General features: G+C 67.9%; 25 protein-coding genes. 14 read left to right on the top strand and 11 right to left on the bottom strand.

Annotated features, from left to right (window positions below; all coding sequences use genetic code 11):
- Window positions 1–3: 3 nt before the first annotated feature.
- Entirely contained in the window at window positions 4–909 is a 906-nt protein-coding gene (locus tag ITJ49_RS12760; protein WP_194605874.1) for a proline iminopeptidase-family hydrolase, read from the bottom strand.
- 87 nt (window positions 910–996) lie between these two features.
- Here ITJ49_RS12760 and ITJ49_RS12755 point away from each other — a divergent pair, with 87 nt between their 5' ends.
- A complete protein-coding gene (locus ITJ49_RS12755; protein ID WP_194605872.1) occupies window positions 997–1776 on the top strand; it encodes a FadR/GntR family transcriptional regulator in 780 nt (259 codons plus the stop codon).
- A gap of 218 nt (window positions 1777–1994) precedes the next feature.
- Here the strand turns inward: ITJ49_RS12755 and ITJ49_RS12750 are convergent, their stop codons facing one another.
- A complete protein-coding gene (locus ITJ49_RS12750; RefSeq protein ID WP_194605870.1) occupies window positions 1995–2885 on the bottom strand; it encodes a neutral zinc metallopeptidase in 891 nt (296 codons plus the stop codon).
- Window positions 2886–3118: 233 nt separating this feature from the next.
- Here ITJ49_RS12750 and ITJ49_RS12745 point away from each other — a divergent pair, with 233 nt between their 5' ends.
- From ITJ49_RS12745 to ITJ49_RS12725, 5 genes are all read left to right on the top strand, one after another.
- The gene (locus tag ITJ49_RS12745; protein ID WP_194605866.1) at window positions 3119–3649 is read left to right on the top strand and encodes a helix-turn-helix domain-containing protein; all 531 of its coding nucleotides are present in this window, start codon (window positions 3119–3121) and stop codon (window positions 3647–3649) included.
- 59 nt (window positions 3650–3708) lie between these two features.
- Complete coding sequence (locus tag ITJ49_RS12740; RefSeq protein ID WP_370544510.1) at window positions 3709–4863, top strand: MFS transporter; 1155 nt, start codon at window positions 3709–3711, stop codon at window positions 4861–4863.
- 112 nt (window positions 4864–4975) lie between these two features.
- The gene (locus tag ITJ49_RS12735) at window positions 4976–5680 is read left to right on the top strand and encodes a ThuA domain-containing protein (protein WP_370544506.1); all 705 of its coding nucleotides are present in this window, start codon (window positions 4976–4978) and stop codon (window positions 5678–5680) included.
- Window positions 5665–6762 carry a Gfo/Idh/MocA family protein gene (locus tag ITJ49_RS12730; protein ID WP_194605860.1) on the top strand — a complete coding sequence of 366 codons (1098 nt, stop codon included), beginning with the start codon at window positions 5665–5667 and terminating at the stop codon, window positions 6760–6762. Before ITJ49_RS12735 ends, ITJ49_RS12730 begins: the two co-directional genes overlap by 16 nt.
- 148 nt (window positions 6763–6910) lie before the next feature.
- A complete protein-coding gene (locus ITJ49_RS12725; protein ID WP_194605858.1) occupies window positions 6911–7261 on the top strand; it encodes a hypothetical protein in 351 nt (116 codons plus the stop codon).
- 143 nt (window positions 7262–7404) lie between these two features.
- Here the strand turns inward: ITJ49_RS12725 and ITJ49_RS12720 are convergent, their stop codons facing one another.
- From ITJ49_RS12720 to ITJ49_RS12710, 3 genes are all read right to left on the bottom strand, one after another.
- Entirely contained in the window at window positions 7405–7920 is a 516-nt protein-coding gene (locus ITJ49_RS12720; RefSeq protein WP_194605856.1) for a hypothetical protein, read from the bottom strand.
- Window positions 7921–7940: 20 nt separating this feature from the next.
- Complete coding sequence (locus ITJ49_RS12715; protein ID WP_194605854.1) at window positions 7941–8156, bottom strand: hypothetical protein; 216 nt, start codon at window positions 8154–8156, stop codon at window positions 7941–7943.
- A gap of 245 nt (window positions 8157–8401) precedes the next feature.
- Window positions 8402–8860 carry a MarR family winged helix-turn-helix transcriptional regulator gene (locus ITJ49_RS12710; RefSeq protein ID WP_194605852.1) on the bottom strand — a complete coding sequence of 153 codons (459 nt, stop codon included), beginning with the start codon at window positions 8858–8860 and terminating at the stop codon, window positions 8402–8404.
- A 60-nt stretch (window positions 8861–8920) separates the two neighbouring features.
- Between ITJ49_RS12710 and ITJ49_RS12705 the strand changes: the two genes are divergently transcribed.
- Both ITJ49_RS12705 and ITJ49_RS12700 read left to right on the top strand, forming a co-directional pair.
- Window positions 8921–9289 carry a VOC family protein gene (locus ITJ49_RS12705; protein WP_194605849.1) on the top strand — a complete coding sequence of 123 codons (369 nt, stop codon included), beginning with the start codon at window positions 8921–8923 and terminating at the stop codon, window positions 9287–9289.
- Between the two features lie 138 nt (window positions 9290–9427).
- Complete coding sequence (locus tag ITJ49_RS12700) at window positions 9428–9640, top strand: hypothetical protein (protein WP_194605847.1); 213 nt, start codon at window positions 9428–9430, stop codon at window positions 9638–9640.
- 6 nt (window positions 9641–9646) lie between these two features.
- On the opposite strand, the gene ITJ49_RS12695 is transcribed toward ITJ49_RS12700, so the two are convergent.
- Entirely contained in the window at window positions 9647–10258 is a 612-nt protein-coding gene (locus tag ITJ49_RS12695) for a TetR/AcrR family transcriptional regulator (protein ID WP_123944360.1), read from the bottom strand.
- Between the two features lie 54 nt (window positions 10259–10312).
- Between ITJ49_RS12695 and ITJ49_RS12690 the strand changes: the two genes are divergently transcribed.
- Both ITJ49_RS12690 and ITJ49_RS12685 read left to right on the top strand, forming a co-directional pair.
- Entirely contained in the window at window positions 10313–11110 is a 798-nt protein-coding gene (locus ITJ49_RS12690) for an SDR family NAD(P)-dependent oxidoreductase (protein WP_194605845.1), read from the top strand.
- A 67-nt stretch (window positions 11111–11177) separates the two neighbouring features.
- Complete coding sequence (locus ITJ49_RS12685) at window positions 11178–11444, top strand: hypothetical protein (protein ID WP_194605843.1); 267 nt, start codon at window positions 11178–11180, stop codon at window positions 11442–11444.
- 75 nt (window positions 11445–11519) lie between these two features.
- Here the strand turns inward: ITJ49_RS12685 and ITJ49_RS12680 are convergent, their stop codons facing one another.
- Complete coding sequence (locus ITJ49_RS12680; protein WP_194605841.1) at window positions 11520–12077, bottom strand: MOSC domain-containing protein; 558 nt, start codon at window positions 12075–12077, stop codon at window positions 11520–11522.
- A gap of 240 nt (window positions 12078–12317) precedes the next feature.
- Window positions 12318–12740: an arsenate reductase ArsC gene (locus ITJ49_RS12675; RefSeq protein WP_194605839.1), complete on the bottom strand. Its 423-nt coding sequence runs from the start codon at window positions 12738–12740 to the stop codon at window positions 12318–12320.
- Between the two features lie 205 nt (window positions 12741–12945).
- On the opposite strand from ITJ49_RS12675, the gene ITJ49_RS12670 reads away from it, so the two are divergent.
- Window positions 12946–13485 carry a cysteine hydrolase family protein gene (locus ITJ49_RS12670; protein WP_194605837.1) on the top strand — a complete coding sequence of 180 codons (540 nt, stop codon included), beginning with the start codon at window positions 12946–12948 and terminating at the stop codon, window positions 13483–13485.
- Between the two features lie 129 nt (window positions 13486–13614).
- Window positions 13615–14055 (top strand): hypothetical protein, encoded by a 441-nt coding sequence (locus tag ITJ49_RS12665; protein WP_194605835.1) that lies wholly within the window; start codon window positions 13615–13617, stop codon window positions 14053–14055.
- A 60-nt stretch (window positions 14056–14115) separates the two neighbouring features.
- Here the strand turns inward: ITJ49_RS12665 and ITJ49_RS12660 are convergent, their stop codons facing one another.
- Window positions 14116–14622: a hypothetical protein gene (locus ITJ49_RS12660; protein ID WP_194605833.1), complete on the bottom strand. Its 507-nt coding sequence runs from the start codon at window positions 14620–14622 to the stop codon at window positions 14116–14118.
- A gap of 100 nt (window positions 14623–14722) precedes the next feature.
- On the opposite strand from ITJ49_RS12660, the gene ITJ49_RS12655 reads away from it, so the two are divergent.
- Together ITJ49_RS12655 and ITJ49_RS12650 are read left to right on the top strand one after the other, a co-directional pair.
- Window positions 14723–15421 carry a hypothetical protein gene (locus ITJ49_RS12655; RefSeq protein WP_194605830.1) on the top strand — a complete coding sequence of 233 codons (699 nt, stop codon included), beginning with the start codon at window positions 14723–14725 and terminating at the stop codon, window positions 15419–15421.
- Window positions 15422–15479: 58 nt separating this feature from the next.
- On the top strand, window positions 15480–15812 hold the full coding sequence (locus tag ITJ49_RS12650; protein ID WP_194605828.1) for a hypothetical protein: 333 nt from the start codon (window positions 15480–15482) through the stop codon (window positions 15810–15812).
- A 200-nt stretch (window positions 15813–16012) separates the two neighbouring features.
- On the opposite strand, the gene ITJ49_RS12645 is transcribed toward ITJ49_RS12650, so the two are convergent.
- Window positions 16013–16996 carry a diacylglycerol kinase family protein gene (locus tag ITJ49_RS12645; RefSeq protein WP_194605826.1) on the bottom strand — a complete coding sequence of 328 codons (984 nt, stop codon included), beginning with the start codon at window positions 16994–16996 and terminating at the stop codon, window positions 16013–16015.
- 172 nt (window positions 16997–17168) lie between these two features.
- The gene (locus tag ITJ49_RS12640) at window positions 17169–18476 is read right to left on the bottom strand and encodes a polysaccharide pyruvyl transferase family protein (RefSeq protein WP_194605823.1); all 1308 of its coding nucleotides are present in this window, start codon (window positions 18474–18476) and stop codon (window positions 17169–17171) included.
- Window positions 18477–18570: the final 94 nt, after the last annotated feature.

Here is an 18570-nt window from a genome sequence, read left to right as displayed (position 1 = left end):
ATTTCAGCGTGGGTCGTGTGTAGCGAGGAACGCGCCGATCACAGCGCGGAAGGTCTCGGGCTGCTCGAGGTGCGAGCAGTGGCTGGCTCCTGCGAACACGTGCGACGAGGATCCCGCGATCCCGTCCACGAACGGTTGCCAGGTCGCCGGGGTGGCTTCGTCGTACTCGCCAGCGACGACGAGCGTCGGTGCGGTGACGAGGGGGAGGCGGTCGATGACCGTCCAGTCGCGCATGGTGCCGATCACGTGGAACTCGTTCGGGCCGTTCATCGTGTGATACACAGTCGGCTCGGCCTCCATCTGGGCCTCGCTGTCGGCGAAGTCCTGCGGAGTCGGTGTGACGCGGCAGACGTGGCGGTCGTAGAAGACCTGGGCGGCAGCGAAGTAGTCAGGGTCATCGGTGGTGCCCGCGGCCTCGTGCCGGTCGAGAGCCGCCTGCGTCTCGGCGGGGAGCTCGGCGCGGAGTTCTTTGGCTCCCTCGACCCACAGCTGCATCGACGCGGGGGAGTTGCAGATCGACAGCGAGCGGAGCCCGTCGGGGCGACGAACGGCGATCTCGGCGCCCAGCATGCCGCCCCACGACTGTCCGAGCAGGTGGTACTCGATCAAGCCGAGATGCGCGACCACGGCGAAGAACTCGTCGACGAAGAGCTGCGGCGTCCAGTAGTCGGCGGGAGCCTCGGGGCGGTGGGTGCTGCGGCCGCAGCCGAACTGGTCGTAGTGCACGACGGAGCGTCCGGTCTCGTCGGCGAGGGCGGCGAGATTCTTGACGTAGTCGTGGGCCATGCCCGGGCCGCCGTGGAGCACGACGAGCGGCAGAGCACCCGGCTTCGGATCGGTCGGCTCGGTGACCTGGAGCCAGGTCTGGCCCCCTTCGAACGGCAGGGCGTCTTCGGTTACTTTCGGCATGGCGAGAGTGTGCGGCACGAAATGGTCTCGTGCCAAGACCTTTGATTGTGACTTAACGTAGGTGTAACAAAAGGGTGAGGGGCATCGATGGGCGGAGCGCTTTCCGATGGCGAACAGGTGTCGTCTGGCGTGATCCTCGGTGCGCTCGCGGCCCCTCTCGAGACCTCCAGCCGCATCGACGATGTCACCGATCGTCTCGTCACGGCGATCGCCATCGGCGAGTACCTTCCCGGCTCCAAGCTCCCCGCCGAGCGTGACCTCGCGGCATCGCTCGGCGCCGGCCGGATGACGGTGCGGGCGGCGCTAGCCCGGCTCGTTGACCGCGGGCTACTCGAGACTCAGCGGGGCCGGGGCGGCGGATCCTTCGTCAAGGCGCAATGGCCGGTCTCGTCGACGGCGTCCGTCCAGCGCACCCTCTCCGCGCGGTGGGACTCCCTCCGCGAAACCTGCGACGCCATCAGCCGCCTGCACGGAACCATCGCGCGCGCGGCGGCCGAGAATCGAGACGAGACCGACATCACGATCTTGGCCGACCGTCTCTCGGCCTTCCGCGATGCCGCTTCGGGCCTTGCCAAGCAGGAGGCCGACAGCCGCCTCCACACGGCGATCATCGCCAGCGCCCGCAACGACATCCTGCGCGACGTGCTCCTGCAGCTCGAATCGCGAATCAGCATGACCGCGCCCGCCCACCTCTGGGGTCAGCCAGAAGGAATGGCGGCCATGGAGCAGCGCGCCGCCGTCGAGCACGAGGCGCTGGTCGGCGCGATCACTCGCGGCCTCGCCGACGAGGCGTCGAGCATCGCCCGCGAGCACGTGAAGATCGACTTCGAGCTGCTTGAGGGCGCGCTGTCGCGGTCGGACGGCTGAGTACGGGACCGAGTTGCGGCGGGTGTTCACCGCGTGCGCGAATTCGGCCCGCGGCGTGGGGCGAGCGGGCCGTTTTCGTACATTCGGTGGGGGCGCCGGCTGGCGAGTGGCGCCAAATGCCGATCTGGGGCCGGCCGAGCGTGCGATTGGCGGCACTCGGGGGCCGGCGGCAGGCGGGGGTGCGGGCGCGTCGTGGCAGGCGCGGGCCCCGGCCGAACCTACAGCGCCCCGGCCGACACTCCGAACGTGTCGCAGGATGCAGCCCCGCGGCCGCGCCCGACCTCGAACCACTTCTGACGCTGGGCCGAGGATCCGTGGGTCCACGAATCTGAGTCGACGCCCGAGCCACTGGCGGCCTGGATACGGTCGTCGCCCACTGCCGCGGCCGCATCGAGAGCGTCCGCGACCTCGGCTCGGGTGACCGGTGCCAGGAAGGCGGTACCGGTGGAGTCGGTGGTCGTCGATGCCGCGCCGACCCACGCCCCTGCATAGCAGTCGGCCTGGAGTTCGAGGCGGATTGTGTCGGATCCTGGGCCCGTTTGTGTGCGGTCCGCGGTGTCGAAACTGCCGCTCTCCTGCTGGATGTGGTGGCCCCACTCGTGCCCCACGACGTACATCTGGGCGAGGGGCCCCGCGCTCGCGCCGAAGTCCTGGCGGAGTTGGTCGAAGAACGCGGTGTCGACGTAGAGGGCTCGATCGGGCGGGCAATAGAACGGTCCGGTCGACGAGCTGGCCGCGCCGCAGCCGGTGGTCGTCGAATCGGTGAACAGGAAGAATTCGGGGGTTTCGTAGCGCACGCCGAGTTTCGGCGCCTCGGTGCTCCAGTAGGTGTCGAGGGAGTCGGCTGCACCGGCCATCCGGCAGTCGATGTCGGCGTTGGCGTCGGCGCCGGTCGTGCAGCTGGCGAGAGAGCTCGATTGGATCTGCTGCGGTCCCGCCCCGGAGCCGCTGCCGTCGCTGACCACGCCCGACAGGTCGACGCCCGTGAACTGGGCGATCAGGTACACCGCGATCGCCACGACCCCGATGCCTCCGCCCGCGACCCCTGCCGTGCGGCCACGGCGCTTGACCTTGCTGCTGTCGATCCTCGCGTCGTCGTTGAATGACATGCCTGCACGTTAGTGGCCCGGCGTGGCGAGGGGCCGGTGGTGGCCTGGTGCGTGCGCGTTGTGACCCCTGCAAATTCGAAGGAGAAACGCGAGGACGACCCCCGCCGATCGTGATGTTTGCGTTCGGCCGTGCGCGTTTTTCCTTCAAATTTGCAAGGGGGCGCACTCGACTCGCTGCCGCGACCCCCAAACAGTTATTTGACAGTCGAAGTTGGCGCCACCAGAGTGGACGCGTGGACCCCCTCGAAAGCCTCCGCGCCACGGCGCACCCCCTCCGCCTCCGCATCCTGTCGCTCGTCACCGCAGCGGCGTTGAGCGCCGCCGAGGTCGCTCGGGAGCTCGATGTCACCCAGGCCAACGCCAGCTATCACCTGCGGCTCCTGGAGCGAGCGGGCCTCGTGCGGGTGGTCGAACGAACGAGGGTGCGAGGTGGCGACGCCAAGCGGTACCGACACGAGTCGTCGGCCGAGCCGTTCGTGCCCCTCGACGAATCCGAGGATCCTCAGGCAGTCGATCCGGCCTCCTTTCGGCACTACGTCGCCACTCTCGCCGCTGAGCTGCAACGTCGGGCGGAGTTCCCCGCAGACGGACCGCGTGTGTCGACCGATGCTGAGCTGTGGCTGGATCCGGGGGAGTGGGCCGCCATCGTCCAAGCAGTCGGAGACGCCTCGGCGCGGCTGCATGCCAAGGCGCTGCCGGCACGAACGGCCGGTGCCGTCCGAGTGTCGATGTCGGCGGCGCTCTTTCAGATGGACCGCCCCTGATGCGCGGGCCTCTGGCCTCCCCGCCGTTCCGGTGGTTGGCAGCGGCGCGTTTCACAACCGTGTTGGGCAACTCGGTCGCACCCCTCGCTCTCGCCTTCGCGGTGCTCGACCTGACCGGCTCGGCCTCCGATCTTGGCCTCGTCGTCGCCTGTCGCTCGGTAGCCAACGTCGCGGTACTGCTCTTCGGAGGCGTCCTCGCCGATCGGTTCTCGCGAACCCTCCTCCTGACCGGGGCATCGATCGCAGCGGCGCTGAGCCAGGGGGTCATCGCCGCCCTCGTGCTCGGCGGCACAGCGACGATTCCGTTGCTGGCAGGCCTCAGCGTCGTCAACGGCGCCGTCGCGGCCGTGAGCTTTCCCGCCTCGGCCGCACTCGTTCCCTCGACGGTCGAGCCCGATCAGCTGCGCTCGGCGAACTCGATCCTCCGTCTCGGCATCAACGCGGGAACCCTCATCTCGGTGGCCATCGGATCGCTGGTGATCGCGGCAGTCGGCCCGGGGTGGGGGCTCGCCTTCGACGCGTTCGCATTCCTCGCCGCGGCCGCGCTCTTCTCGCGGATCCGCGTGCGCGGCCCGGCGGAGACACCGGAGGAGCGACAGAGCATCCTGCACGATCTGCGCGAGGGCTGGGGCGAATTCTCTCGGAGAACGTGGGTGTGGGTCGTGGTCGCCCAATTCATGGTCGTGAACGCCGCCTTCGTGGGAGCGATCGCCGTGCTCGGACCGCTCATCGCCGACCAGACCTTCGGGCGCGCCTCGTGGGGGCTGATCATCGCGTCCGAGACCGTGGGTCTCGTGCTCGGCTCGCTCCTCGCACTCCGATGGCGACCCTCCCGAGCGCTCGGCATCGGCGTGCTGCTGGTAGCGATCTCCGCGCTCCCGGTGACGATGCTGGCTCTGCACCCGTCAGTGCCGTGGCTGATCGTCTGCTTCGCTCTCGGCGGGATCGGGATCGAGCAGTTCGGCATCGCATGGGACCAGTCGTTGCAGCAGCACATCCCCGGAGACAAACTGGCCCGGGTCTACTCGTATGACGCCGTCGGATCCTTCGTGGCCATTCCCCTCGGAGAGGTCGTCGTCGGGCCGCTCTCAGCAGTCACCGGCACGCAACCGGTGCTGCTCGGCGCCGGCGCACTCATCGCCCTGGCGAGTCTTGCCGTTGCCTGCGTCCCGAGCATCTGGCGCATCAGGAATGCCCCCGTCGCACCGGCGTGACCGTCGGGCGTCGAATGAACCCCGGTGTCGCTGCGCGCTGACTCTCCATCGCCGTGTCAGGGTGAGTACGCGGGAGGGTCAGCGTCGCCTCCCCTCGAGAAAGGCCGTCACCGTGTCACACAGAGATTCGCGCCGGGCACTGGTGGTGCGCGGCGGGTGGGACGGCCACCAGCCGGTTGAGGCCACCAACCTCTTCCTCCCGTTCCTCCACGAGCATTTCGACGAGGTGCGGGTCGAGGAGTCGACCGCCGTCTACGCCGACACGGAGTACCTCGAGACCATCGACCTGATCGTCCAATCGGTGACGATGTCGACCATTGCGGACGACGAGTTCCGCGGCCTTCAGTCAGCGGTGGTCTCCGGCGCAGGGTTCGCCGGCTGGCACGGCGGCATCGCCGACTCGTTCCGGAACAACTCCGACTACCTGCACCTCGTCGGCGGGCAGTTCGCCACCCACCCGGGCAAGGCTCCCGGCGAACGCACCGGCACGCCCGCCGACAACTACGTTCCGTACACCGTCTCGATCACCGAGATGGGTGCGACCCATCCGATCACGGCCGGCGTCCGCGATTTCGAGCTCACCACCGAGCAGTACTGGGTGCTTCACGACGACTACAACGACGTTTTGGCGACGACGACCCAGAAAGTCCGCCCGTGGGATCCTTTTCACCGCGAGGTCACGAGCCCCGCCATCTGGACGCGGCAGTGGGGCGAGGGGCGCGTCTTCGTCGCGACCCCGGGCCACCAGGTCGACATCCTCGAGCAGGATCCGATTCGCTCCATCATCGAACGAGGGCTCCTGTGGGCAGCGCGCTGAAAGTCGGCATCATCGGGGTCGGCACCATCTCGGAGCAGTACCTCGACAGCCTCCACCGGCTGCCCGGGCTACGGCTCATCGCCGTGGCCGACATCGACGCGGCTCGGGCACAGCGGGTCGCCGACGAGCAGGGTGTGCGGGCGCTGAGCGTCGACGAACTCCTCGCCGACGACGAGATCGACGCGGTGATCAACCTCACCCTGCCGCAGACGCACGTCGAGATCGGAATGCGCGCCCTTGCCGCCGGAAAACACGTCTTCGCCGAGAAGCCGCTTGGTCTCACCCCCGTCGAGGCGCGGCCCATGCTCGAGCTGGCTGCGTCGAAGGGCTTGCGAGTCGGCAGCGCCCCCGACACCGTGCTCGGCACCGGCGTGCAGACCGCTCGCCACCTTCTCGATTCCGGTCTGATCGGCGAGCCGGTTGCGGCGCAGGTGCACTGGTCTGCGCCCGGCCATGAAGCGTGGCATCCGGCGCCGCTCTTCTACTACCAGTCGGGTGGTGGCCCCCTGCTCGACATGGCGCCCTACTATCTGACCGCTCTCATCACGCTCTTCGGGCCCATTGAACGCGTTACTGGTTCGTCGACCCGCTCCGGTCGGGAGCGGACGGTCGCCACGGGGCCGCTCGCCGGCACGCCGATCCCCGTCGACGTCGACACTCACGTCAGTGCGCTCGTGCAGCACACGAGCGGGGTGACGACGACCCTCACCGTGAGCTTCGAAGTGCGAGCGACGAGATCGCCGTTGTTCGAGGTGTACGGAACGCAGGGCACGATCGCTGTTCCCGACCCGAACCGGTTCTCCGATGCGGTCGAGGTATCGACGGTCGACGATCTCGCGTTCCGGGCGGTTCCGGTGTCCGCCGGCTACGAAGAGGCCGGACGCGGCTACGGGCTCGCCGACATGGCCCGGGCAATCGAGACGGGTCGGCCGCACCGGGCCTCGGGCGAGCTCGCTTTCCACGTACTGGAGGCGATGGACGCGATCGTCCGGTCGAGCTCCGAGCAGCGGGTCGTCGAGCTGACGAGCACGGTTGCGCGGCCGGAGCCGGTGCCGCGCGGTGCTGCTCCCGATACGTGGTGAGGCGCGCTGGTTGCGTCTCGGCAGTGTTGCGCTGGCGACCTCGCCTACTGTCGCGCTCATGAATCGGTGACCTCGCGCGGATCGGCCGACCTCGCGCGCCGCGGCGCTGTGACGTTGGCCGATTCGCGCGACCTCGTAAGATCCGCTCATGACGAGCCAGTGGACGGTGCAGCGTTTCTTCGATGAGATCGTGCCGTCGGCGGTGCTTCCCGCGATAGCGACGTTATTGACGCCGTCGGAACGCGCCTCGGTCAGAATTCGAATCGTTGACTGGGAGGGTGCCGACGTCAGCGGCGAGACACCGATTGGCGAGAACGAGCTCATGCTCGAGGTCACGGTGCTCGGCGAAGCATGCGGGCAGTATCTTTTCGCACCAGAGTCGGAGAAGGAATTTGAGCGCCGCTTCTACAACGGCCTCCAGGATTTCATCTCGGAAAGCACCTTCGGCTGGGGCCAGCTCCGGGGGCCGGTGCTGCCGTTGAGTCTCGACGAGAGCTGACGCGACGCGAATCGGCCGACCTCGCGCACCGCGGCGCTGTGACATTGGCCGATTCGCGCGACCTCGTCGGATCGCCGGGCGAAGCGACGCGGATCGGCCATTAGCGCACGGCTCGCCGCGTCGTATTGGCCGATTCGCGTCGCTTAGCGCGACTGCCCCGCCGCGACGTCGTGCAGTTCCCTTGCCTCTACTGCGGCATCACGGGTGCGCAGCGCCGAGGCCGCCGTCCCCATCGCCAAGAGCCCGGACGCGACACCGACGACCAGAATCGACACGACGTCGAGGCTGAAGAACACGCCGATCCCAGCCCCCGTGAAGATCCCCACGAGGACGCCCTCCACAGCGCCCGTGGCGAGACGAGCCGACTTGGGCGGTAGTCGTCGCGAAAGACCAGAAAACGAGGATCCGGCAACCGCCCCCGCACCAGCCCCCAGCAGCCCCCAGACGACTCCCGCCACGACCCCGAACCCCGCGGAGAGAAGCGTCCATTGCGCTGCGGCGGCGACTCCTTCGTTCGTCACGATCGTCGCTACGACCAGCCCTTCGGCGAACAGCATCGGGACGCCGTACGCGCTCAGGGCGCCGACGAGGGCACCCCGGAAGGCGAGTGTCGCGACGGGGGAGAGGATGGCGCGCCGCTCGGTCGGAGCCGCACTCACCTCTGCCGACGCCTCCCGCGTCACTGGCGGCTGCGGCCGATAGCGTCGACGATGGCCGATGCAGCGATCAGGACTGCACCCGCAATCAAGCCCGAGCCGCCCAGGATCGAGTCGGCGACCGCACCGCCGTCGATAGCCGTCCAGACGACGAGGACGAGGCCGAGGACGCCGAGTGGCACCCCGATTCCAAACAGGATCATGGTCGTGTCGGTGGTGCGGGTTGCGGTTTTGGCCATGGTCGAGAGCCTAGGGGTGGTGGGGCCGGATCCTCGTGCTGTGTCGTGTCGCGCGTGCTCGCGAGATGGCCGAGTCTGCGTCCCGCCGGCGCCGCGGCTGCAGATAAGACCATCTCGCGGGCCTGCGCCGCCCGACGCTGACGTCGCGTGAAGCGGCCGACCTCGCGCGCCGCGGCGCTGTGATGGTGGCCGATCCGCGTCAGGTCGCGAGCCACGTGCGCCACCCGGAGCGGCGCGCCGCCGACCTACCCGGCAGGGTTGCCGTCGCGCAGGGAGCTGATCATGGAGCGCAGGATCCTGAACGCCTTTGCCTGCTCATCGCCCGACATGCCTGCCAGCATCCTCACCTCCACGGAACGCACGGCCGCAGTTGCCGCCGACAGGTGCTGCCGACCCCGGGGAGTGAGCCGAGTGGGCAGGGTCTTGCCGACCGGGGCCTGAGCCGGTCGCGTGACGAAGCCGTCGCGCTCGAGGGCCTGCAGCAGCACGTTCATCGACTGGCGGGTGACGAATGCGCCTCGCGCGAGGTCGGAGTTCGACAGGCCCGGCCGCTGCGCGAGGAGCTCGAGGCACGAGTAGTGGGTGATGGTCATGCCGAGGGGGCGCAGCACCTCCTCCATGGCGGCGCGGAGGGCGCTCGAGGCCTCTTTGAGCAGGTAGCCGAGCGAGGTGTCGAGGTCGATCGCGTCTCCGTCTTGACTCATGTCAGTATTCTGACATAGGTTGAGCTATGTCAGAAAGCTGACACGAAAAAGGAGAACCACATGCCCGTCACCGGCCCCGACTTCCTCTCGATCCAGGTTCACGATCTCGATGCGTCGCAGGCGTTCTACGAGAACTACCTCGGCCTCGTCCGCTCTAAGGCAGGCCCGCCGCACGCGGTCGTCTTCGAGACCACGCCGATCGCCTTCGCGCTGCGCGACGTCGTCGCCGGTACCGACCTCGAGTCGGTTGACCAGCCCGGCATCGGTGCGGCGATTTGGCTCCACGCGACCGACGTGCAGGCGATTCACGACGCACTCGTCGCCGACGGGCACACGATCGTTGCAGCGCCGATCGACGGCCCGTTCGGTCGCACCTTCACCTTCGCCGACCCCGACGGCTACCAGATCACGCTTCACGATCGCGCCTGAGCCGACCTCGCGCCAACCGGCGACATCGCGTGAACTGGCCGACCTCGCGCGCCGCGGCGCTGTGATGTTGGCCGATTCGTATCACCTCGCACTCGCTGAACGCCCGCGCCGGCGCTTCAGGCGCGTACGGTGAGCATCATGCAGAGCAGAACCGGGCGCATCGCCCTCGTGGCAGTCGGACTCGTCGTCGCAATCGTCGGCGCGGTCTTCGCGGGGCAGGGTCTCAACCTGATTCCGGGGAGCACGATGACGGGCGACCGGACGTGGCTCTACGTCGGCGCCGTGATGGTGGTCGTCGGCCTCGTTCTCGTGTGGCTCGGACTCCGCCGTGCTCCGAGTGGTCGCGCCTGAGTCAAATCAGCCCTCGTTACCGACCTTGTGCAGCACATCCAAGGCGGAGTCGATCGCAGCTTCTAGAGGCCATGACGCTTTCTCGGGCTGACTCAACACGAGCCCACCCTGGAGTGCCGCGAGAATGGCCACCGCGATTCGCTGAGGGTCGGCAGCGACGTCGACCCAGCCGGCGTCTTGCATTTTCGTGACCCCGGACGCCAGCAGCAGCCTCCAGGTCGTCATGCTCTCGGTGATGATTCGAGCCAGCTCAGGATCCGTCATGGCGGCTTGCGTCGCCATCGAACCGATCGGGCAGGCCCAGCGTCCGAGCCCGATGTAGTAGTCGACGAGGGCGTCACGCCAGGCGTGCCACGACTCCCAGCTCGAGAGATCGTCGATGTGCGGCTTCTGTGCCGCGAAGAGTTCGCCGCCCTCCCAGACGGCGACCTCGCGCACTAGTTCGGCCTTGCCGCCGGGGAAGTAGTGGAATAGCTGGCTTTTGCTGGTGAGCGTCGCTGCTCGAACAGTGTCGAGAGTCGTTCCGCCGATGCCGGACGCGAGGATCTCGCGCCCCGTCGCCTCGATGATGCGTTGCCGAGTGGCCCGGCCGCGCTCAGTGATGTTCGCCTCCTGCATTGCTCAAGACTACCTCGATGGACTCACCGGTCCAATCCATGCTAGTAATGGACCATGAAGTCCAACGAACAAGAACTCGCCTCCCTCACGCCCGACGCCCGCCTTGCCGGCCGAACCGCCCTCGTCACCGGATCGAGCAGTGGCATCGGTGAAGCCATAGCTCGCGTGCTCGCCGCCTCCGGTGCCCACGTCATCGTCAGCGGTCGCGACACAGCCCGCACGCAGAGCGTCGTCGCGACAATCGAACGCGCCGGCGGCAAAGCCTCCGCACTCGTGGCCGACCTCGGGTCGTCGACCGCCGACATCCGCAGGTTCGCCGCCGAGGCCGTCTCTCTCGGTGGTGGCCGCATCGACATCCTCGTCAACAACGCCGGCATCTATCCCGCTACGCCGACCGCCGATCTTGCCGACGACGACCTCGACGCCGTGCTCGCGACCAACATCCGTGCGCCGCACGTACTCGTTGCCGCCCTCGCGCCCGCCATGGCCGAGCGGGGGAGCGGATCCATCGTCAACATCGGTTCGTGGATGGCCCGCGTCGGCGTCCCTTTCGGGGCGATGTACACGGCCTCGAAGGCGGCACTCGAGCAGATGACGCGCACGTGGTCGGCGGAGTTCGGCCCTCGTGGGGTCAACGTCAATACGGTATCGCCGGGTGCAACGAGCACGCCCGGCAACGCCGATAGCGCCGACGTCCTTGCAGCGATGACGGCCGGAACGGTGGCCGGTCGACCGGTGCGGCCGGTGGATGTCGCCTACGCGGTGCGCTTCGCCGTCTCAGACGAAGCGGCTTTCCTGCACGGATCGGTCATCGACGTTGACGGCGGCATCGCTTACACCCGGCTCGGCTGACGTTCGACCCGCGGGCTGCGACCGGCGACCGGCGCGATGCTCGTATGCCGCTGGGTAGGCTTCGGTCGTGTCCAAATCACCCGCTGCCTCCGTACCTCAAGGTCGCCGCCGCGCAAACATGTCTCTTACCGTCACGGGCCTCGCAGTAGCTGTCTTCGGGCTCTTGGTGTTGGGGGCGGCCCTTCTTTTCAATTACAACACCAGCAACGACGGCGGTGGCGCGAATATCGGCGCCGGGGTGCTGGCAGTGTTCGGTACGTTCGTCGGCCTGTGCGGCCTCGTGGTTCTGGTGATTGCTGCGGCGATTGCTCTCGGGCGTCGTCGCGCTCGCTGAGGGCCAGCGGTTCGCAGAGCTCATACGGGCTGGAGAGGAACCGCTTCGCCGGCCGGAAGAAGCGGTTCGCAAAGCTCACACGGGCTGGAGGGGCACCGCTTCGCCGGCCGGAAGCTCGATCCGAATCTCGTCGCCTGCACGAACAGTGCCACCCGCGACGACCACGGCCATGACCCCGCCCTTGCGTTCGACGGCGCCGTCTTCGGAGCGGCCGAGGACCTCCCGGAGCAACCCGGGCTCGAAGCCGTTGATCTGTTGGCAGGGGTTGCGCAGCCCGGTGACGCGGACCACGGCCTCCTCGCCGAGGCGAAGGAGAGCGTCAGCCGGGAGCGCGAGAAGATCGACACCCCGCGTCGTCACGTTCTCGCCGAGCTGGCCAGCCTCAACCCGGTAGCCGGAAGCAGCCACCTCATCGAACAGCTCGGCGTGGATGAGGTGCACTTGCCGCAGGTTGGGCTGGTTCGGGTCGCGGGCCACTCGTGACCGGTGTTGAACCGTCACGCCCGCGTGGGTGTCGCCCTCGATACCCCAGCCGGCGACCAGCGTGATCTCGTCGACGACGGGCTTGCTGAAACGATGGTCAGGATCCCGACTCACGGCCACGACGGATCCTTCTGGGCTAATCGACGGCATGCGTCGATTGTCGCTCATTGCTCGGACGGATCGAAGTCGCAGGCCAAAGTGACGAAGATCGGCCAAACCGACTCGGCGCGCCGGGTCGGAATGGCCGATGGGCGTCGCTTAGCAGTCCGGCTCGGGAGGCATTAACCGGCGTGGGTCGACGCCCGGCCCAAGCAAGCTGAGGTAGGCCACGCGCCCGCGAAACCTCATAAACGACGTGTTTCAGCCGCGGCGAGCAGTCAGATTGAGGTCTCACGGAGCCGACGGCGAGTCGGGCGGGAGGAGGTCGGCCAAGAGCGCCTCGACGCGCGAGCGGATGTCGTCGCGGATGGGGCGCACCTCGTCGATCGCCTTGCCTGCCGGGTCGACGAGCTCCCAGTCGTCGTAGCGCTTGCCGGGAAAGATCGGGCAGGCGTCTCCGCAGCCCATCGTGATGACCGCGTCGGATTCGCGAACCTGATCGGTCGTCAGGCGCTGGGGAACGTTACCGGTGATATCAATGCCCACTTCGGCCATCGCGGCGACGGCAACGGGGTTGATGGCGCTGCCCGGTTCGGATCCACCGGAGAGTACCTCCACGCGGCCGCCCGATAGCTCTCTCATGAATCCGGCGGCCATCTGAGACCGACCCGCGTTGTGGACACACACGAACAGCACTGTCGGCTTCTCGACCATTGGTTCTCCAGTCGGTGACTCTCGCCGTAGTCGTTCATCTTGTCGGCAAGTAATCGCCCCGGCATTGTCAAGGTCTTGGCGCCTCGACGCGCAATAAGCCTAGGCGGGATCGAGGGTGTCGGTTGGCGAGACGGCGAGAGGTCTGGTCGATGTAGCCGGGTCGATATGGCCGGGTCGGCGTCGCGGGTAAGGCCATACTCGAACCATGACCCGCGCACTCCTCCTCGTTGACATCCAGCTCGACTACTTCCCGGGAGGCGCCTTCCCCCTCGTCGAACCCGAAGCCGCAGCGGCCGCCGCGCGCACCGCTCTCGACTCGTTCCGCGAGTCGGGCGAGCTCGTCGTGCACATCTTCCATGTGGCGACCGCCCCCGACGCGACGTTCTTCGTTCCCGAAACCCCCGGCATTGGCTTCCACCCGGCGGTCGCGCCCCTCGACGGGGAGACAGTACTCGAAAAGCACCAGCCGAACAGCTTCATCGACACCGGGCTGGAGACAGTGCTTCGCGAGGCCGGGGTCACCGAGTTGGTCATCGTGGGGATGATGAGCAACATGTGCATCGACTCCACCACCCGGGCCGCGCACGAGCTCGGCTTCGTCTGCACGGTCGTCTCGGATGCATGTGCCGCCCCCGATCTGACCCTCGGCGAGACCACCGTTCCCGGTGCCAGCGTGCATGCCGCATTCATGGCCGCCCTCGACGGAAGCTTCGCGACAGTCACGCCCAGCGCGTCGCTCGTGTGACAACTGGTGGGTGCACGTGCGGTCGCAAGCCGCGCGCAGGCTCGCGCACAGCCCCGCGAGTCGACGCACCCGCCAACCGAGATGTCCCTCCCGGCAGACATCGGAGCGCCGGTGCCCTAGATTCTCGGCATGGCCTTTGAGCAGAAGTACGACGCCGCGACTCGCGAGGCGGCGACAGCCCGTGTTCTGGAACGCCGCGCCACGAACCCGAAAGACCGGCACGTCTTCATGGTCGTTGCAGACGAATTCGGTGTCGGGCAGCAGTCGCTCCGGGCCTGGGTCGCTGCTGCGACGCCGGCACCAGACAAGCCTGCCCGAAAGAAGCAGCGACCGCGATTCTCGGCCGTGGTCACGACGAAGGTGGCCCCAGACGACGAACCGGCCGCGGCGTCCGACGAGATTGAGGCGGTCGCGGATCCTGAAGTGCCCGTGTCTCGCCCCGCGATGACACCGGACAGGGATCCGGCCCCGGCCGACACTAAGGTCGCCGCCCTCGAGGCAGAAGCAGCCGATCTGCGCCAAGGCAACGACGCTCTCAAGGCGGCTATGCGGCTGTTGCTCGACGCGTGACAGGCGAGAGGTCGCCGTTGCCGGCAGCTGTCTACCGCTGACCGCGACGCGGCCGGGCCATCAGTCAGCCCAGACGTTTTCGGTGATCTTGCGCGGGGGGTTCGCCCCGACGGGCGCGTAACCGTCGGTCGTGAAAAGGTAACCGTGCTGGGTCTCATCGGACATCCCGGTCACCTGGGCGCCCTTGTCCATGTGGTCGCTGGAGCAGATGGTCCAGGTGTTTGCGCTCTTCGGGTCGGGGTTGTGCGCAATGAGGCAGGCACCGCCCGACTTCGTCTCGGCGATCCAGAACGTCGTGCCGTGGTCGGATCCCGCGCGACGCTGGCTGTTCAGAACGACCTCGTCGTCCTCGACGGCGGCGGTGTCATCGGGGAGTGCATCGGTCGAGGTGAAGTTACGGTGCAGGATCGCGAACCGGTCTTCGGCATTGGACTTCTGCGCTACCGCGGCGACGTTCTTGTGCGAGGACGGCTGCACCGTGGGCGGCGCGAAAGCGGTACAGCCCGCGGTGGTGAGCGCTGCAGCGACGACGGCGACGGAGCAAAGAACGGTCCGGCGATACGACATGGTTCCCCCTTGTTGGGCCCGAGCCTAGGGGCGAGTCACCCCCCGGGGCAATTGTTTCTTGTGGTTGGTTCGCGAGCAAAAGGGCCCCTATGATCCGGGTATGAGTGATTCTCGGGTCGTCCTGGCCCCCGCTTCCGCTCCCGCACCCGAGCCCTCGAGGTCGGCCAAGCGATGGCGTCCACGCCTGACCGCAGCCGTGGCCGTCGCGGCCTTGCTGGTCGCCGCGTCCGCGGCCATTGCCTGGCCCGTGAGCGCGGCGGTCTCCCGCGACGGCGTCGTCATCCGTCAGGACGCCCGCCCGTGGGCCTGCGCCTCGGGCGCGATCACCACGCAGCCCGTCGACGACTCGCTCGACGACGGTCAGCAGCAGTTCGACTCGCTCGTCACCGTCACGAGTGGGCTCGACTGCCGACTGCGCATCGTCGTCGACAACACCGGCGGGCGCCCGGTCTCGATCGATCGCCTCACGCTGCCGGTGTTCGGCCCGGACGGCGGCGTCGACATCGTTGCAACGCAGCTCGACGGCGACTTCTCGACGGCCTTCCCGGTGCGGATGGCGGGCGACAACATCGACGCCCGCTTCGATATCGCCGGCGGCCTGACTATCGTCCCCAACACCGCCGCGGTGCTCTCGGTCGAAGTGAAGTACAGCAAGAAGGGTTCCGGGTGCTCGCTCAGCGCCGGAAGCAGCACGTCGGACTTCCGGCCGGTCGTGCGAGTCACATCCCGGGGGATGACGGGCGACGTCGTCGCAAGCCACGGCTGGTTCGGCTTCGCCGGTGCCGCAGGCTGCCCGTAACGGTTCACCACCGAAAACGGCCCACCACCCGTGTGCGGCGATCTGCCATGATCTATCCATGACCCCCTGGTGGTGCGCTCTCTACCTCACCGGCTTTGCCGTCGTGAGCCTCACGCCCCTGCTTCGAGCACGCCGCGAGCCCGGCCGGTGGAAGTGGAACTGGGGCATCGACAAGGGCCAGCCCCGACTCGAGCGCTGGATCGACACGGCAGCCAACGCGGCGATGTTCTTCTCGGTCATCATGGTGCAGCTCCAGATCGAGTTCTCGCCCCTGCTGTCAGGAGCCGTGGTCGGCCTCAGCGTGATCGTTCCCGGGCTCCTGTCCACCGCGATCCACAACATCGCCGTGACGCGTCGGGAGCGCGGCGCTCGGGCTCTGACAGTCGACTAAAGCGCAGGATCCAGGCCGACCCCGAGGTCACAACCTCGGGTGGGCCACCGACGTCGGCCGGATCGGCGGTGCCCCCGGATCCTCGTCGCCTGGTCGCTCGCCGAACGCGCACAAACGGCCGCTCGCCGGTGGGCTGTGGGCACTTTCCGCGCTCTCGCGGCACCCACCCCGCGTCAGCGTGACCAGACGCCGAGAGCGGATCAGCCCTTCGGTACCCGCACCGTCAAACCACCGGGCTTGACCCGTGTGCGGAACCCGACGGCCTTGCCGAATCCGTCGCCGTCGATCTCGATGTCTTCGGCGTCGCGCAGCTTGACGGTCACCGACTTGACCTTCACGTAGCGGAGCTCTTCGTTCTCGGTGCCCTTGAGCTTGTCGGCGAAGGGGAGTCGGCGGATGACCCCGTTCTCCCAGAACACCTTGTACAGGATCTTGAGCCAACCGAGCACGCTCTCCGGGCGCAGCAGGAGCACGTCGAAGAGTCCGTCGTCGATTGCCGCATCGGGCAGCAGCAGGATGTTCGCGGGTAGAGCGCCGCAGTTGCCGATGATGATCGTGTTCGCACGCATGGAGCGAGCGGGCTTCTCGTCGAAGCTGTAGCGGAAGTTGAGCGAGTTCTTCTCGAGCAGCGTGGTGATGAGCGCCTTCGCGTAGGCGAGCCACCCGACGCGCTTCTTGAGGTCGGCGTCGGTGTTGGCCAGCATACGGGCGTCTATTCCGAGGCCCGCCATGACGACGTAGACGTGCTTCGTGACCGAGTCGTCTTCGCGGCGGATATCGATGAGGCCGAGGTCGATGGCTCGATCGTTACCGCTGAAGGCGGTGTGGAGCGAGTTGTCGAGATCCTCGAGGGTCAGCTTGAGGTTGCGCGCCAGCAGGTTGCCGGTACCGGACGGCAGGAGCGCGAGCGACGCTTCGCTGTCGTGCATCGCTTCGGCCACCGCGCGCACGGTGCCGTCGCCGCCGGCAGCGATGATCATGTCGGCGCCCTGCTCGAGCGCCTTCTTGGTCACGTCTTGGCCGGCGTCCTCTTTCGACGTCTCGAACCACAGGGTCGTCTGCCAGCCGGCCTCGCGCTCGGCGGTGGCGACGGCCGCTCTCACGGCGTCGACGTCGATCTTGATCGGGTTAAAGACGACAGCGGCACGGCGGGCGGCTGATGAGGAGCCGGAGGCGGAGGGCATGCGCTCAACATAGTGGGAGCGGTCGGGCGGAGCCCCGGGAGGGTGTACCCCGGCGCCTGCAAATTCGAAGGAGAAACCGCCGACGGGCCCCCGCCGATCGCGATGTTCTCGTCGCCGGGAGCGCGTTTCTCCTTCAAATTTGCAAGGGGGCGGAGGTGCAGCAGCAGGGGAGCTACAGGCCGAGGGCGCGAGCGACCCGATCCCACCACGCGTCGGAGGCCGCGCGGATCTCGTCGACCCGCGACTCCCACGCCGAGCGGATAGCGTCGGCCGACGACCACACGTCGAGCACGCCGGCCACCGCCGACCCGTCGATCACGTCGGAGGCGGTGAGCACACCGGTCTGCTCGAAGTTGCCGAGGGCTCCGGTCAGCTTCACGGTCGTGTAGTCGTCGACGGCGATGCCCACGGTCGGTACGCCGGCCGACACGGCGAAGATCGCCGGGTGGTAGCGGCTCGACACCGCGAGCGACGCACCGCGAGCGAATCGGGCCGCGGCGATGCTGTCGGTGGTCGGCTCGATGCGGCTCGGCTGCGTCATGCGGTCGATCACGCGGCGGTGCACGAGCGAGTCGCCCGCCTCCGGAGCAGAACCGGAAGAAGCAGAACCAGCAGGGTCCGCGACACCCCCGCCGAGAGCCGCGAAATGAGCGAAGAAGACGATCTCGAGCCCGGCCTCCTCGGCCACCCGGTCGAGCAGCTTCGCCATGCCTTCGGCGAAGGCGTCGCGGTCGAGGCCGCCGACGTGGGCGGCGAGCGTCACGACGCAGTAGGGCCGAGTCGGTTCGACCTCGGCGTCGTCAGCGTCCGAGGAAGCGGGAGCAGCGGAGGATCCTGCCGCTTCCGCCCCGAGGAAGCTCGCGTCGTCGATCGTGCCCGTGACTCGATCGCCGGTCACGCCGAGCTCGTGCACGAGTGCCAGCGACGCGGTCTCGCGGAGGCCGACGAGCTTCGCCGAGTCGAGGAGGCGGGAAACCAGATCGCGGTCGTCGCCGGTCAGCTCAGGGCCGATGGTCTGCCCGCTGACGACGAACGGCTTGTCGAAGCGGGCGGCGAGAGCGGCAAGGGTGGCGCGCTCGAAGATGTGCATCGGCCAGATGGAGGCCATGTTGCCGCCGCCCGAGACGGCGACGCCGTCGGCGGTGCGAACGGCCTCGATGACGGCCCACGCCCAGTCGTCAGTCGGCAGGGCTTCATCGTCGCCGTCCGCCGCGGCGAGGACCCGTCGCATCCGATCCTCCTGCGCGGTTCGGAGCGCCTCGCCGGTGACCGCAAAGCTCGACGGGGCGAAGTCGACGTTGCGGATCGCCTCGACGCCGTAACGCTGGCGAGTCTCGGCCGGGTTCGACGAGAGCGAGACGATCTCGACCCCGGCGTCACGTCGCCGCAGCTGCCGCACGAACTCCTCGAACATCGCTTCGTCGCCGATGTGGATCATGTTGGAGAGCACTCCGACGTCTCCGAGAAGGACAATGCGCACAGCGGTCTCCGTGACTCGTGGGGGTGCAGAACAGGGCCTCCCGATCGTACTGACTTCGCATTCGGCTGAACGACACCTGGAAGGCCTAGAGTTC

It is taken from the genome of Frondihabitans sp. VKM Ac-2883 (genome assembly GCF_015350875.1).
Taxonomy (GTDB): domain Bacteria; phylum Actinomycetota; class Actinomycetes; order Actinomycetales; family Microbacteriaceae; genus Frondihabitans.
The sequence above is the reverse complement of the archived record's forward strand: the minus strand, read 5'-3'. Positions and strand labels throughout refer to the sequence as shown.